This is a genomic window from Pseudomonas sp. SIMBA_068 (assembly GCF_046534705.1).
GTDB classification, from domain to species: domain Bacteria; phylum Pseudomonadota; class Gammaproteobacteria; order Pseudomonadales; family Pseudomonadaceae; genus Aquipseudomonas; species Aquipseudomonas putida.
On sequence record NZ_JAWRYI010001803.1, the window covers coordinates 1 to 231 of the forward strand.

Annotated in this window: 1 protein-coding gene; it reads right to left on the bottom strand. The window is 58.4% G+C overall.

Annotation, left to right across the window (positions count from 1 at the left end):
- The coding region (locus SB756_RS35985) for an aminotransferase class I/II-fold pyridoxal phosphate-dependent enzyme (RefSeq protein WP_410914026.1) at window positions 1-231 on the bottom strand (231 nt) is incomplete at both ends.

The window sequence follows — 231 nt, forward strand, 5'->3', positions numbered from 1 at the left end:
TTTTACCTTTTGCAGCCAGCAGCTGCCGCGCCCCTGCTCCCCGATAACGCCCGTGCCGTGGGCATCATCGACCATCAACCAGCCATTGTGCTGTTGCGTTACCTGCTGGATTTCCGCCAGTGGCGCACTATCGCCGTCCATGCTGAACACGCCTTCTGTCACCACCATTTGCTGCCCCGGACAGGGGGAAGCAAGCAGTCGCGCCAGATGAGTGACATCGTTATGAACAAA